13 protein-coding genes are annotated in these 13,936 nt (G+C 64.3%); 7 read left to right on the plus strand and 6 right to left on the minus strand.

The genetic code is table 11. The features are described from left to right. Positions 1-6: 6 nt before the first annotated feature. The 3 genes from AC07WS_RS23925 to AC07WS_RS23935 are packed head-to-tail and all read left to right on the plus strand — an operon-like array spanning position 7 to position 3,762. Positions 7-1,305, plus strand: a complete 1,299-nt coding sequence (locus AC07WS_RS23925; protein WP_494731475.1) for a diguanylate cyclase domain-containing protein — start codon at positions 7-9, stop codon at positions 1,303-1,305. Continuing rightward, on the plus strand, positions 1,292-3,250 hold the full coding sequence (locus tag AC07WS_RS23930) for a TonB-dependent receptor plug domain-containing protein (RefSeq protein ID WP_494731476.1): 1,959 nt from the start codon (positions 1,292-1,294) through the stop codon (positions 3,248-3,250). Before AC07WS_RS23925 ends, AC07WS_RS23930 begins: the two co-directional genes overlap by 14 nt. Further along, entirely contained in the window at positions 3,247-3,762 is a 516-nt protein-coding gene (locus AC07WS_RS23935) for a YfiR family protein (RefSeq protein WP_494731477.1), read from the plus strand. The genes AC07WS_RS23930 and AC07WS_RS23935 overlap by 4 nt, the downstream gene beginning before the upstream one ends. A gap of 6 nt (positions 3,763-3,768) precedes the next feature. Here AC07WS_RS23935 and AC07WS_RS23940 read toward each other — a convergent pair whose 3' ends face one another. The 3 genes from AC07WS_RS23940 to dapC form a co-directional block, all read right to left on the minus strand. Further along, a complete protein-coding gene (locus AC07WS_RS23940) occupies positions 3,769-4,911 on the minus strand; it encodes a PilT/PilU family type 4a pilus ATPase (protein WP_494731478.1) in 1,143 nt (380 codons plus the stop codon). 63 nt (positions 4,912-4,974) lie between these two features. Then, positions 4,975-5,802 (minus strand): 2,3,4,5-tetrahydropyridine-2,6-dicarboxylate N-succinyltransferase, encoded by an 828-nt coding sequence (gene dapD / locus AC07WS_RS23945; protein WP_117013568.1) that lies wholly within the window; start codon positions 5,800-5,802, stop codon positions 4,975-4,977. 11 nt (positions 5,803-5,813) lie between these two features. Then, positions 5,814-7,028 carry a succinyldiaminopimelate transaminase gene (dapC, locus tag AC07WS_RS23950; RefSeq protein WP_494731479.1) on the minus strand — a complete coding sequence of 405 codons (1,215 nt, stop codon included), beginning with the start codon at positions 7,026-7,028 and terminating at the stop codon, positions 5,814-5,816. 160 nt (positions 7,029-7,188) lie between these two features. Between dapC and AC07WS_RS23955 the strand changes: the two genes are divergently transcribed. Together AC07WS_RS23955 and AC07WS_RS23960 are read left to right on the plus strand one after the other, a co-directional pair. Further along, positions 7,189-9,000: a DUF4153 domain-containing protein gene (locus AC07WS_RS23955; RefSeq protein WP_494731480.1), complete on the plus strand. Its 1,812-nt coding sequence runs from the start codon at positions 7,189-7,191 to the stop codon at positions 8,998-9,000. 12 nt (positions 9,001-9,012) lie between these two features. Then, positions 9,013-9,768, plus strand: coding sequence for a hypothetical protein (locus AC07WS_RS23960; protein WP_494731481.1), 756 nt, complete (start codon positions 9,013-9,015; stop codon positions 9,766-9,768). Positions 9,769-9,776: 8 nt separating this feature from the next. Here the strand turns inward: AC07WS_RS23960 and AC07WS_RS23965 are convergent, their stop codons facing one another. Together AC07WS_RS23965 and AC07WS_RS23970 are read right to left on the minus strand one after the other, a co-directional pair. Next, positions 9,777-10,019: a DUF6566 family protein gene (locus AC07WS_RS23965; RefSeq protein WP_494731482.1), complete on the minus strand. Its 243-nt coding sequence runs from the start codon at positions 10,017-10,019 to the stop codon at positions 9,777-9,779. A 179-nt stretch (positions 10,020-10,198) separates the two neighbouring features. Continuing rightward, positions 10,199-11,188: a dipeptidase gene (locus AC07WS_RS23970; protein ID WP_494731483.1), complete on the minus strand. Its 990-nt coding sequence runs from the start codon at positions 11,186-11,188 to the stop codon at positions 10,199-10,201. A gap of 95 nt (positions 11,189-11,283) precedes the next feature. On the opposite strand from AC07WS_RS23970, the gene AC07WS_RS23975 reads away from it, so the two are divergent. Next, positions 11,284-11,637, plus strand: a complete 354-nt coding sequence (locus AC07WS_RS23975; RefSeq protein ID WP_494731484.1) for a hypothetical protein — start codon at positions 11,284-11,286, stop codon at positions 11,635-11,637. Between the two features lie 40 nt (positions 11,638-11,677). Then, positions 11,678-12,931, plus strand: coding sequence for a DEAD/DEAH box helicase (locus tag AC07WS_RS23980; RefSeq protein WP_494731485.1), 1,254 nt, complete (start codon positions 11,678-11,680; stop codon positions 12,929-12,931). 12 nt (positions 12,932-12,943) lie between these two features. On the opposite strand, the gene AC07WS_RS23985 is transcribed toward AC07WS_RS23980, so the two are convergent. Further along, positions 12,944-13,933, minus strand: a complete 990-nt coding sequence (locus AC07WS_RS23985; protein WP_494731568.1) for a GlxA family transcriptional regulator — start codon at positions 13,931-13,933, stop codon at positions 12,944-12,946. Positions 13,934-13,936: the final 3 nt, after the last annotated feature.

Raw genomic sequence — 13,936 nt, forward strand, 5'->3', positions numbered from 1 at the left:
GCACCCATGACCGAATCCGAAGTCCTGCTGACGCCACCGGCCGATTCTCTGGTGCGGCGCCTGACCCGCCTCAATTTGCAACTGCTCAGCGTGACCATGCTGCTGACCTTCGCCCTGCTGGCGACGGCCACCTGGTATGTCGCGCGCGGCCGCCAGGTGCATGCGGCCCAACTGAGTGCGCAGCTGCTGGCCAACAGCGTCTCGCCGATGATGGTGTTTGCCGATCGTCCCGCCGCGCAAATCGAACTCGAAGCTTTCTCCCGCCGCAGCGACCTGCTGCTGGTGCAGGTGCAGACCCCGGCCGGCGCGGTGTTCGCGCAATGGCAGGAGGGTGGCGGCGCGCCGCTATCGCGCATAGTGCCGCCGCTCGCCGCCGCGCTGCTGGCCAACGCCACCTCGGTGACGATGCAGGAACTGGAAGTCTGGGCGCCGATCCGTCTGAAGGATGAAGTGGTCGGCGTGCTGGTGCTGCGCGAAAGCCTGGCCGGCCTGCGCATGGCGGTGCTGACCATCAGCGCGGTGGCGGCGGCGCTGATCGCGCTGGCGATCCTGGTCGCCTGGCGCGGCCTGCTGCTGGTGCAGCGGCGCGCGTTGGCGCCGTTGGTGGAGCTGTCGCGCCTGGCCGAGCACATCGCCCGCGAACGCGATTACGGCAAGCGCGCGACCGTCTATCGCCACGACGAAGTGGGGCGCCTGACGGAGCGCTTCAACGACATGCTGAAACGGATCGAAGTGTGGCAGGCCGACCTGCACCTTCAGCTGGAGCAGGAACAGGAAGCCGGCCAGCAGTTCCAGCGGCTGGCGCTCAAGGACAGCCTGACCGGCCTGCCCAACCGCCTGTTCTTCCAGGGCGAGTTGCAGCGCTACCTGGCGATGAGCGTGGAGCACGGCGAATTGATGGCGCTGATGTTCATCGACCTGGATAACTTCAAGACCGTCAACGACAAGCATGGCCACGAGGCCGGCGACGAGGTGCTGTGCGAAGTGTCGCGCCGCATGGCCAGCGTGGTGCGCGCGCGCGATGTGCTGTGCCGCCTGGGCGGCGACGAGTTCGCGCTGATCCTGCCGGCGCTGCCGGACCAGGCGGCGGCCGAGCACCTGGCCCAGCGCCTGATCGACGCGGTGCGCGTGACGATGACGATACGCGGCGAAGTCATGCCGATCGGCGCCACCGTCGGCCTGGCGTTCGCGCCGGTGGACGCCAGCGACGCCACCGCCTTGCTCAACGCCTCGGACCAGGCGATGTATGAAGCCAAGCGCGCCGGCAAGAACACCTACAGGAGGGCGCGGCATGCGGATGCGTAAGGCGGCCGTGCTGTCGGCGCTGTGCTGCGCGCAGGCCGCGCTGGCGCAGCAGCAGGCGCCGGCCAGCCTGGAAGAGCTGCTGCGCCAGACCCCCACCGACGTCACGCGCGACGTCGAGGAATCCACCTCGTCGCGCTTTGCGCAGAGCGCGTCGCAGGCGCCGTCGGTCACCTACGTGGTCACGGACACCGACATCGCCCGCCACGGCATGCGCAACATGGCCGACATCCTGCGCAGCATGCCGGGGCTGTACGTGACCGGGGACGGCAATTTCAGCTACGTCGGGGCGCGCGGCCTGGGCCGGCCGGGCGACTTCAATGCGCGCCTGCTGTTCCTGGTGGACGGCATGCGCATCAACGAGAACATCTACGACGCCGGCCTGCTGGGTTCCGAGTTCTTCGTCGACGTCGATCTGATCGACCGTGTCGAATACGCGCCGGGGCCGGGCTCCGCGCTGTATGGCAACAACGCCTTCTTCGGCGTGGTCAACATCATCACCAAGGGCACCGACAAGCTGGATGGCCTGCAGCTACGGGCCAACGTGGACTCCGACCGCAAGCGCGAGGTGCGCGCCAGCGTAGGCCACCGTTCGGAGCAGGGCTGGGAGGCGTGGCTGGCGCTGAGCGCCTTCAGGCAGGACGGCATCGCCGCGCCGTTCTCCGTGCCGCCGGAGGACGAGGCGCCCTACAAGGATCTGAACTGGGATCGCGGCCAGCGTCTGCTGACCATGGCCCGCTATGGCGGCTGGACGCTGCGCGCGGGCCTGAGCCACCGCGAACTTGGCAGCCCGGCCATCCTGCCGCCGGAAGCTCCGGTGCACATGGTCCAGAACCGCAACATCTACAACAACAACTTCGTGTCGGTCGAATATCAGCGCGACCTGGGGAACGACTGGAGCCTGTACGGCGCCGTGTCGTCCAAGCGCAGCGATTACCTGAGTGTTTATCCCTTCGTGCGCCCGGACGCGACGACGTTCGAGTTCGACAACCTTGGACTGGGCCGCTGGTACAACCTGGACCTGCGCGTCAGCACCCAGCGCTGGCGCGACCACGAGCTGATGGCGGGCTTCGAATACCAGTACGATCGCACGCAGTCCATCATCGCCGGCCCGGTGGGCGAGGAGCCCGACGCCGCCTTCTTCGGCGACAACCGGCGGCGCGGCCTGTTCGTGCAGGACTCCTGGCGCCTGAGCGATACGCACCGCGTTACGCTGGGCCTGCGCCGCGACAGCACCATGGTGGGCGGCACCAACACCAATCCGCGCTTCGCCTGGATCTGGAGCGGCTTGCCGGATGCCTCGCTCAAGCTGATGTACGGCAGCGCCTACCGCGAGGCCAACCTGTTCGAGTTCCAGGTCAACGCGCCGCAGGGGGCGCCGCTGCCGTCGCCGGAGCGGATACGCACGCTGGAGCTGGCGTGGGAGCACGCGCTGAATCACAATTTCCAGTACCGGACCTCGGTGTACGCGTCGCGCCTGCGTGACCTGATCAGCATCGACCAGGAGTCCGGGGTGTTCGAAAACAGCGGCGCCATACACAACGTCGGCGCGGAGCTTGGGCTGGAGCGGCGCTGGACCGGCGGCCAGCAACTGCAGGCGGCGCTGTCGCTGCAGCGGACCACCGACGCGGCGGGACGGCGTCTGGACAATTCGCCGCGCGCGCTGGCCAAGCTGCTGTACAGCCAACCGCTGCAAGGCGACCGGCTGCGGCTGTCGTGGCAGATGCTGGGCCAGAGCCGCCGTTCCATCGGCCCCGTGGCGCTGCCGGGTTATGCGCTGCTCAACAGCACCCTGCTGTGGCGTCCCGGCGAGGGGACCGACATCGCGGTCTCGCTGTACAACATCGCCAATGTGCGCTACTACGATGCGCCGTCCGGCGTGGACCAGCAGTACAGGCAGGAGGGGCGTGTGCTGCGCTTCTCGTTGACCAGGCGGTTCGGCCTATGAGGCCCCTGCGCCTGGCGTGGCTGCTGCTGCCGATGCTGGCCGCGCTGGCTGCGCCCGCGCGCGCGGGGCAGGACCAGCTGCAACTGAAGGCCGCCTTCATCTACCGCTTCGCCCAGCTGACCCAATGGCCGCCGCCTCCGCAGCGCGAGTTCACCTACTGCGTGGCCGGCGACGCGCCCCTGCAGGACGCGCTGCGCACGCTGATGCTGGCCACGCCGAGCGGCGTGATCGTGCACACGGTGCAGCTGAACGAGCCGCAGCGCGTGCCGCAATGCCAGCTGCTGGTGCTGGGCGCGGGCGTGCGCGGCGATCTGCGGCGCTGGCATGAGCTGCTGGCGGACGATCCGGTGCTGGTGGTGGGCGACAGCGCGGAGTCGTTCCGCAGCGGCGCCATCATCGGGCTGGTGATCGAGCCGAATGGCCTGGCCTTCCGCATCAATCAGACGGAAGCCAGGCGGCGGGGGCTGGCGATCAGCTATCAGATGCTGAAGCTGGCGCGCGAGGTGAGGTAGGGCGCTTCAGGTGTTGAGCGTGAACTCGGTGAACGAGGCTTCGTCCGGCGGCGACTTGGGTTCCGGCTCGGCCTGGGCGTTCTTGCTGTCCGGGCCATTGTTCAGTAGCCACAGCAGGTTGGTGGCGGAATCGGCGTTGGCCAGCGCCTCGTCCTGGCTGATCAAGCCGTCCTGCACCAGCTTGAGCAAGGCCAGTTCGAACGACTGCGAACCGGGCGACATGCTCTTTTCCATCGCCTCCTTGATCTGGCCGATTTCGCCTTTTTCGATCAGGTCCGAGATGTAGCGGGTGTTGACCATCACTTCCACCGCCGCCGTGCGCGTGCCGCCGTTGATCGAGCGGACCAGCCGCTGCGAGACGATGGCCTTGACCGTCGACGACAAATCCTGCAGCAGCGCGGCGCGGTTTTCGATCGGGTAGAAACTGATAATACGATTTAGCGCGTTGTAGCTGTTGTTGGCGTGCAGGGTCGCCAGCACCAGGTGGCCAGACTGCGCGTACGCCAGCGCGGCGGCCATGGTTTCCTTGTCGCGGATCTCGCCGATCAGGATGCAGTCCGGCGCCTGGCGCATGGAGTTGCGCAGCGCCGTGTAGAAGTCCTTGGCGTCGCTGCCGATCTCGCGCTGGTTGACGATGGATTTTTTATTCTTGAACAAGTACTCGATCGGGTCTTCCAGCGTCAGGATATGGCCGGAGCGCAGTTCGTTGCGGTGGTCCAGCATGGAGGCGATGGTGGTGGACTTGCCGGAGCCGGTCGAGCCGACCAGCAGCAGCAGGCCGCGCTTTTCCATGATCAGGTCCGCCAGTACGGGCGGCAGCTGCAGGTCGGCCAGCACCGGGATGGTGGCCGGCACGAAGCGGAATACGGCGGAGATGGTGCCGCGCTGCTTGAAGGCGGAGAGGCGGAAGCGGCCCATGTTCGGCACCGACACGCCCATGTTCAGTTCATTGGTGGCCGCCAGCTCCTCCATCTGCGCGGGGGAGGCGATCTCCGACAGCAGCGAATGGATGTTGTCCGGCTCTAGCTTCTGCTGATTGATGGGGATCAGGTTGCCGTTGATCTTGATGTGCACCGGCGAATTCACCGCGAAGAACATGTCCGACGCGTTCTTTTCCTTCATCAGCTGGAACAGGCGTTCCATGGCCATGGCACTCTCCTCAGTATCAAAAAAAACGGGGACTGCGCAGAGTCCCCGGTTCTTGTTGCCTGCTTAGATACCGCGCAGCAGTTCGTTGATGCCGGTCTTGGCGCGGGTCTTGGCGTCCACGCGCTTGACGATGACCGCGCAGTACAGCGAGTACTTGCCGTCGTCCGAAGGCAGGTTGCCCGAGACGACCACCGAGCCCGCAGGCACGCGGCCGTAGGTCACCTCGCCGGTGGCGCGGTCGTAGATCTTGGTCGACTGGCCGATGTACACGCCCATCGAGATCACCGAGTTCTCTTCGACGATCACGCCTTCGACGATCTCCGAACGGGCGCCGATGAAGCAGTTGTCTTCGATGATGGTCGGATTGGCCTGCATCGGCTCCAGCACGCCGCCGATGCCGACGCCGCCGGACAGGTGGACGTTCTTGCCGATCTGCGCGCACGAACCGACGGTGGCCCAGGTGTCGACCATCGCGCCTTCATCGACGTAGGCGCCGATGTTGACGTAGGAAGGCATCAGCACCACGTTCTTGGCGATGAAGGAGCCACGGCGCGCCACGGCAGGCGGCACCACGCGGAAGCCGCCCTTGGCGAAATCTTCGGCGGTGTAGTTGGCGAACTTGGTCGGAACCTTGTCGTAGAACTGCATGGTGCCGTCGGACGGCATCTGCACGTTGTTCTCCAGGCGGAAGGACAGCAGCACGGCTTTCTTGACCCACTGGTTCACCACCCAGTCGCCGGTGGTTTTTTCGGCCACGCGGATGGTGCCCGCGTCCAGGCCCGCGATCACGTGCGAAACCGCGTCACGCAGTTCGGCGGTGCCGTTGGCTGGATTGATGTTGGCGCGGTCTTCCCATGCCTGGTCGATGATTTGCTGGAGTTGTTGGCTCATGATATGCGATCTTATTTGTTAAGGGACTTGCAAAATTGGACGATGCGCTGCGCCGCTTCCAGGCCTTCCTCTGTCTCGGCGACCAGCGCCATGCGGATGCGGTTGCGGCCCGGATTGACGCCGTGCGCGTCGCGCGCCAGGTAGCTGCCCGGCAGTACCGTGACATTATATTCGGCGTACAGGCGCTGGGCGAATTCGGTGTCCGACAGGCCGGTCTGGCTGACGTCGGCCCACAGGTAGAAGCCGGCGTCCGGCAGTTCCACCTGCAGCACTTCCTGCAGCAGCGGGGTGATGGCGGCGAATTTGGCGCGGTATTTTTCGCGGTTCTGTTCGACGTGGGTTTCGTCGTTCCAGGCCGCGATCGACGCAGCTTGCACGGAAGGGCTCATGGCTCCACCGTGATAGGTGCGGTACAACAGGAATTTTTTCAGCACGTCGGAGTCGCCGGCCACGAAGCCCGAGCGCATGCCCGGCACGTTGGAGCGCTTCGACAGGCTGCTGAACACCACCAGCCGCGCGTAGGGCTTGTCGATCGTGGACAGGCCCAGCGTGTGGGCCGCTTCCAGCGCGCCCAGTGGCGCCTTGTCGCCGTGGTAGATCTCGGAGTAGCACTCGTCGGCGGCGATGATGAAGTTGTAGCGCTCGGACAGGGCGAACAGGTTCTCCCAGTCGGTCAGCGTCAGCACGGCGCCGGTGGGATTGCCGGGGGAGCACAGGAACAGCAGCGACACGCGCTCCCACACCGAGGCGGGGATGCTGTCGTAGTCGCAGCCGAAGTTGCGGGCCGGGTCGGAGTTGACGAAGTACGGCTCGGCGCCGGCCAGGTAGGCCGCGCCCTCGTAGATCTGGTAGAACGGATTCGGGCTGACGACCAGCGACTTGGCGCCCGGGTCGATCACGGTCTGCGCCAGCGCGAACAGCGCCTCGCGCGAGCCGTTCACCGGCAGCACCTGGGTGGCCGGATTGAGCTTGGGGATGCCATAGCGGCGTTCCAGCCAGCCGGCGATGGCGCCGCGCAGGGCGTCCGAACCGATGGTGGTCGGATAGCTGGCCAGGCCGTCCACATTGTCGATCAGCGCCTGCTGGATGAAACGCGGCGTGGGGTGTTTGGGTTCGCCCATGCCCAGGCTGATGGCCTTGTGTTGCGGGCTGGCGGTCACCTGCGCGAACAGCTGGCGCAGTTTTTCGAACGGATAGGGTTGCAGCTTGTCGAGATGTGGATTCACTTGGCGGACCGGATGCGGAACGTTGAAAAAGAAGCAGCGTAGACAGTCATTATAGCGCCTTCGCCCAGGCTTGGTCGGGCACTGCTTAGAGGCTTTGCTATCAATGCCAAATAATAAACATGTGAGATACTGCGGCCCATGGTTCACAAAGAGGCTGAGCATGGAACAGGATGAAACGACGTTGGAGGCGGAGGTCAGCCGGCGCGTGATGGCGCTGCGGCTGGCGGCCGGACTGGCGCAGGGCGCGCTGCTGTATTGGTTGTACCAGGCCGACCGGGGAGGATGGTGGCCGGCCGGGACGCCCCACGTGATGACGCCACTGTTGATGGCCTGCGCGCTGCTGCCCGCGCTGTTGATATCGGCCATGGGCCACATGGCGCCGAAGAAGGTGGCGCAATGGATGGTTGCCGCGGCCGGCGTGGTGCTGCTTATGGCGCTGCATGCCGTCAGCCGCGGCGCCGGGCGGGTGGACGGCATGCTGGCGAAGGGTGCCTTCGCATCGATACCGGGCCCCTTGATGGTCTTCGGCGCGGTCTTCCTGTACATCGCCCACGTGCTGGTGATGGCGGGGGCTGCGGACAGACGCCGCATCGCCAGCTACGACACCTATTTCGAACTGGCCTGGAAGCTGGCGGTGCAGCTGATGTTCTCGGCGTTCTTTGTCGGCGCGTTGTGGCTGGTACTGCTGATGGGCAGCGGCCTGTTTTCGATGTTGAAGCTGGACTTCCTCAAGCACATGATGGAAGAGTCGTGGTTCGTGGCGCCGGTGGTCTGCTTCGCCTGGTCGTGCGCGATGCACATCACGGATGTGCGCCCGGCGATCGTGCGCGGCATCCGCAGCCTGCTGCTGGTGCTGCTGTCGTGGATACTGCCGGTGGCGGCGCTGATCGTCAGCGGCTTCCTGTGCGCGCTGCCGTTCACGGGACTGGATGTGCTGTGGGCCACGCGCCATGCGACATCCCTGCTGCTGGCGGCGGACGCGGTGCTGATCATCCTGATCAACGCGGCCTTCCAGAACGGCCATGCCAAGGCGGCCCTGGTCGTGCGCGTGAGCGCGCGCGTGGCGTCGCTGCTGATACTGCCGCTGACGGCCATCGCCATCTACGCGCTGGGCTTGCGGGTGTATGACTATGGCTGGACCGCGGATCGGGTGGTCGCCGCCGCCTGCCTGGTGGTCGCAGGCGGCTACGCGCTGGGCTATGCGTGGGCTGCGCATCGCTACGAAACGTGGCTGTGCGCCATCGCCAACGTCAACGTGGCGACGGCTTTCGTGGTGCTGGCGGTGCTGCTGGCGTTGTTTACCCCGATCGCCGATCCGGCGCGCCTGTCGGTGAACAACCAGGTGGCGCGGCTGGAGAAGGGCCGCACCAAGGCTGCGAAGTTCGATTTCCACTACCTGCGCTTCGAAGGGCAGCGCTATGGGCAGGAGGCGCTGGAGCGCCTGGCGCAGCAGGCCGCCGGGCCGGACGCCGCGTTGATCCGCGAACTGGCCGCCAAGGCATTGAAGGAGACGGATCGCTGGCACGCAGGACCGCATGCCGCGCCGGTGTCGGTGGCCGATAACGTCAAGGTGTGGCCGGCAACTGCGAAGCTGCCGGACAGTTTCGTGGCGCAGAAGTGGAGTCCGGAGGATGACCAGGCGGTCCCGCCATGCCTGTTAAACCGCGGCAGCGGCTGCGATGCCTTGGTGCTGGATGTGGATGGCGACGGCAAGCCGGAGGTTCTGCTGTTTAACACCGGACGTTATTCGGCGGCGCCGCTCTACGCCGAGCGCGCCGATGGCAAATGGGTGGTTGCCGGCCATCTCGATGCCAGCGGCAGCGAGTGTGTTCCGCTGATCGATAAGCTGAAGGCCGGCCAGTATGAGCTGGTCGCGCCGCGCCTGAAGGCGCTGGAAGTGGCAGGTCAGGTATTACAGTTTCAATCGGAGTTCGGTTCCGACGATTGCAAACTTATAAAGGCCGGCCGATAGATTTATTACTTATTGGAGTTAATTATAAAACGTTACTTTTTACCTCTTAGCTTAGCCTTTTTCGCTGCTCATGTCCAAGCTGAGTCGATCGAAACAACTGGAGTCGCCAAATTGCTTCATGGGGTAGCAGAATCCGCCACTGTCGAACAGCATGCGCAGATTACCGATGCCATCAAGATTTCCCCAATGCTGACTACTCAGTTCAATAAGCTTGTAAGCACAGGGAAGTTGACTGAACTGCTATTGGTATCCTCCAGTGCCGCCGCGTCCTTGCAGAAACCGGGGCCATTCAATGGCTGGATTAAGGGGAGCAAGATTATTCTCGCCGACTCCCTTCTTATGGAGTTGCGAAAAAATATACAGTTTGACGTGCGGCGTGAAAATGACATCTATCCCAATAATACGACTTTCGTCCTTGGCCATCTGGCCTATCATCTGACGGAAAAATTGGAGATGCCTTCTGCTCGTCCCGAGAATATCGAAGAGGCGGTACGCGTGCGCCTGGAAAATGAGGCGCTGGCGTTCATTCAGGGGTGGAACGATGTAGTCGACGCGGCAGTCCAGGCCAATGGCGGTCAGGCCCTGACTGGCCAGCAGGTGGGGAGCCTGTTGTTAAATCTGCGTTATCGCTTTGCGTTTGTCCAGGCGCTACGGCAACCGGCTGGAAAACTGCAATTGCTGCAATCCGGCCTTATCGAGGCAAACGATGCGAATGTGAAGGCGATTGCTGCGGTGCTTCGGAATTCAGCCATGTCCGACATCGAATAAGGCTGCCTTTAAAAGCCGGTGGCGAGCAGGGAGGGGTTGCGTATGCGCCCCTCGTCTATCAGTTGGCAGCATATATCCAAAGCGTTTTGACCGGCTTCTTCGGGTGTTTCAAACTCCGTCACGACGGTGCTGGCGTCCATCCTGCTTACTTGCTTATAAATTTCCCACCGGCCTAGCCATTTATTCTTTTCATTTTTTTCGCTGAATGCGCGGATTTCAAAAGATTTGTAAGTTTTTTGATAGTTAGTCATGAAACGTATTCGATTCTGATCATCAACGGGATCAGCCCGTGTCGCAATCTGTGGTTATAGAACTTTGTATCGTATTGTATCCACGTGATGATTGCCTATCATTACATATTGGTAATGACGTTCCGGATAAAATCGAATTCCTCGTCGCTGGTTTGCGCAAGGCGGTATTGCCGCCTTATTTACGCCGCCTTTAACAAGGCGCGCGGCTTGCTCCAGACCTGCTGCGCCACGCGCATCATATTGCGGCCCATGACAAGCTCGGTCTCGCTGTCGGTCATGCCGACCTTGCGCAGCGCGGCGCCCAGTTGGCGCCAGATCTCGGGCGGGGTGAAGGTCGGTGGATGTCCGGCGCTGTAGCCGGCGGAGGCGGGCCACCAGTGACTCGGGTCGTAATCGCCGGGCGGCGTGTCGTCCAGGCCTGGTTGCTGGAAGCAGATATCGAGGCCGATGCCGGCGTGCGATACGCCCACCAGATCGGCCACGTAGGCCGCGTGGCGCGCGACGTCGTTGACGTCCGGATGCTCCTTACCCAGGAACCACGACAAGCCGGACACGCACACCACGCCGCCGGTGACGGCGCAGGCGCGGATCTGTTCATCGGTGACGTTGCGGCCGTGCTGCACCAGCGTATAGGGATTGGCGTGGCTGAAGATCACCGGCTGCGACGATGCGGACATGATATCGAGGCTGCATAGGCGCCCCGTGTGCGAACAGTCCATCAGGATGCCTGCGTCGTTCACGGCGCCCACCATGCTGTAGCCGAGCGACGTGAGGCCGCGCGGCTGGTCGTGGCAGCCGTCGGCGACGCTGTTGTTGCGATTGTAGGCGAAGTGCATCTGCCTCACGCCCAGTTGGGCGTACAGGGCCACCATCTCCGGCTGGTCGAGCAGCGGCATCGCGCCCTCCAGGTCGAAGCTGATGGCGATGCGGCCGTCGGCGGCGGCCTGGATGATGTCGTCCACGCTGGAGACGAGCAGATAGCGGTCAGGGTCCGAGGCGATGGTGGCGCGGTAGCCGGCGATCACGGACATCACTTGCGAGACCGGGTTCATGTCGCCGCCGACGTTGAGCGAGACATAGTTCACGCCGGCGGCGTGCAGTCGTTGAACCGGCGTGAAGTCGGCCTGCGGGTGTTGCGGCAGGCAAGCGTGGGCGTCCCAATTGATCATAATTTTTTTCTTAAAAAGATTAGCTATTTTTGCATGATAATGACGCATGTGGCTAATCACTGGGTGAAATTCTTATGCGAGGATGTGTTGTACTGATGTCGTTGATGGTCGCGGCAAGCGCCTGGTCCGCCGATGCGAAGAAGGATGCCTATCTCGACGCCGTGGTTGCGCCGGCGGACGCGAAGGCGATGGAAGCGCGCGTCGATCCCGCGATGCGCAAGGCGATCGCCGAGGCCATGGCGGCCGAGGTTCCGGCGCAGTCCCTGCCGCGCGCGGCGCCGGTGTTCGGTTCCGCCAGCAGCGACATCATGACAGCGGCCTTCAACGAAGCGAAGGTGCCGGACTGCTTGCATTCGGAGGGACTGAAGCGGCAGTCGACATTTTTACTGGGCGGCTACCTGGCGCTGCCGTTTATCCCAATCGCCAAGCTGCGGGGGAAATGTATCTAGCATGCTTTATACTGGCGGCATTCACACTATTAAGGCCGACATGTCTTTTTCTTCGCTGGGCCTTGCTCCCTCACTGATTAACGCCGTTACCGAAATCGGTTACCAGGAGCCGACCGCTATCCAGAGCGCCGCCATTCCCGCCATCCTGCGCGGAGAGGATGTGCTGGGCGCGGCGCAGACCGGGTCCGGCAAGACAGCAGCCTTTGCGCTGCCGCTGCTGCAATCGCTGCTGGACAACCGCAACGGCCCGCGCCAGTTGCATGGCCTGATACTGGTGCCGACGCGCGAACTGGCGGCGCAGGTGGGCGAGTCGATCCGCAAGCTGGTGGCGCATTTGCCGATGCAGGTCAAGGTATCGATCGTATTCGGCGGCGTGTCGATCAACCCGCAGATGATGGCGCTGCGAGGCGGCGCGGACATTGTCATCGCCACGCCGGGACGGCTGCTGGACCTGATCGACCACAACGCGCTGAAGATTTCGCGCACGGCGATGCTGGTGCTGGACGAGGCGGATCGCCTGCTGGACCTGGGCTTCAGCGAAGAATTGAACCGCATCCTGGAACTGCTGCCGAAGCAGCGCCAGAACCTGTTCTTCTCGGCGACCTTCCCGCCGGCGGTGCAGGCGCTGGCGGACGGCATGCTGCATCAGCCCACCCGCATCGAGGTGTTGTCCGAGCCGTTGAGCAAACCCGATATCGCCCAGCGCGCGATCATGGTCGATGTGCCGCGCCGTACCATGCTGCTCAAGCATTTGATCCAGGAGCACAAGTGGAGCAGGGTGCTGGTGTTCGTGGCGACCAAGTACGCGGCTGAGCATGTGGCCGACAAGTTGAACCGCAACGGCATCCGCGCAGGCGCATTCCACGGTGAGTTTAGCCAGGGCGCGCGCACCGAGGTGCTGGGCGATTTCAAGGCCAGCCGCCTGCAGGTGCTGGTGGCGACCGATGTGGCGGCGCGCGGCATCGACATTGCACGTTTGCCCGCCGTGGTCAATTACGACCTGCCTCGCTCGGCGGTGGATTATACGCACCGCATCGGCCGTACCGGCCGCGCGGGCGAGAGCGGCGTGGCGATCAGCTTCGTCAGCGCGGAGACGGAGCAGCATTTCCGCCTGATCGAAAAGCGGCAGGACATCCTGCTGCCGCGCGAGCAGATCGCCGGCTTCGAGCCGGTGGAGACGCTGCCGCCGGTGCCCGCCAATTCGGTGACGGACACCGTCAATGGCGGCATCAAGGGCAAGCGCAAGAGCAAGAAGGACAAGCTGCGCGAAGCCGCCGCGGCGGCCGGGGAGTAGGCGCCCGCGCCGTCAATCCGGCGCGGAGGTGCGATACAGCTTGCGGTACTCCGACGGCGAGGTGCGCAACGAAGCCCGGAAATGCTGGCGCAGCGACAGCGCCGAACCGAATCCCGCCTGCTGCGCCACCATCTCGATCGACACCTCGCTGCTTTCCAGCAGATGCTGCGCGTGCGCCAGCCGCTGGTTGAGCAGCCATTGCTTGACCGAGGTGCCGGTGGCCTGGCGGAAGTGGCGGGTGAAGTTCCGGCGGCTCATCAGCGCACGTTCGGCCAATACGTCGATGCTGTGGTTCTGGGTCAGGTCCTCGCCGACCCATGCCAGCACTTGCGCGAAGCGGTCGTCGCTGCCGGTGACGGGCAGCGGACGCTCGATGAACTGGGCCTGTCCGCCTTGCCGGTGCGGCGCCACCACCAGCTGCCGCGCCACGCGGTTGGCGATCTCCGCGCCGCATAACTGCCGCAGCAGATGCAGGCAGCAATCCAGTCCGGCCGCCACGCCGGCCGACGTCACCACTTTTCCTTCATCGACATACAGGACTTCGCGGTCGACCCTGACCTTGGGGTAGCGCTCGGACATTGTGTCCGCGCACGCCCAGTGCGTGGTGGCGGTGCGGCCGTCCAGCAGGCCCGCTTCCGCCAGCGGGAAGGAACCCACGCACAGGCCTACCACCTGCGCGCCGCGCTGGTGGGCGCGGCGCAGGGCGTGCAGCAGGCTTGGCGGAGCAGGGCGGCAGTCAGCGTGCCAGGACGGCAGGATAACGATGTCCGCGCGGGTCAGCGCGGACAGGCTGTGGGTGGCGGTGATGTCGAAGCCGGCGGTGGTGCCCAACGGCGTGCCCGGATCCTCCGCGCAGACCTTGACGTCGAAGGTGGCGCTGTCGCTGTCGGCGCGCTGGGCGCCGAACACCTGGCACGGCACCGACAGGTGAAACGGGTTGATGCCGTCGAAGGCGATGACGGCGATGCGGAATTTATGGATGGGCGAGGTGTGCGTGGGCATGGC

It is taken from the genome of Duganella sp. GW821-FHT01E12 (assembly GCF_059422325.1).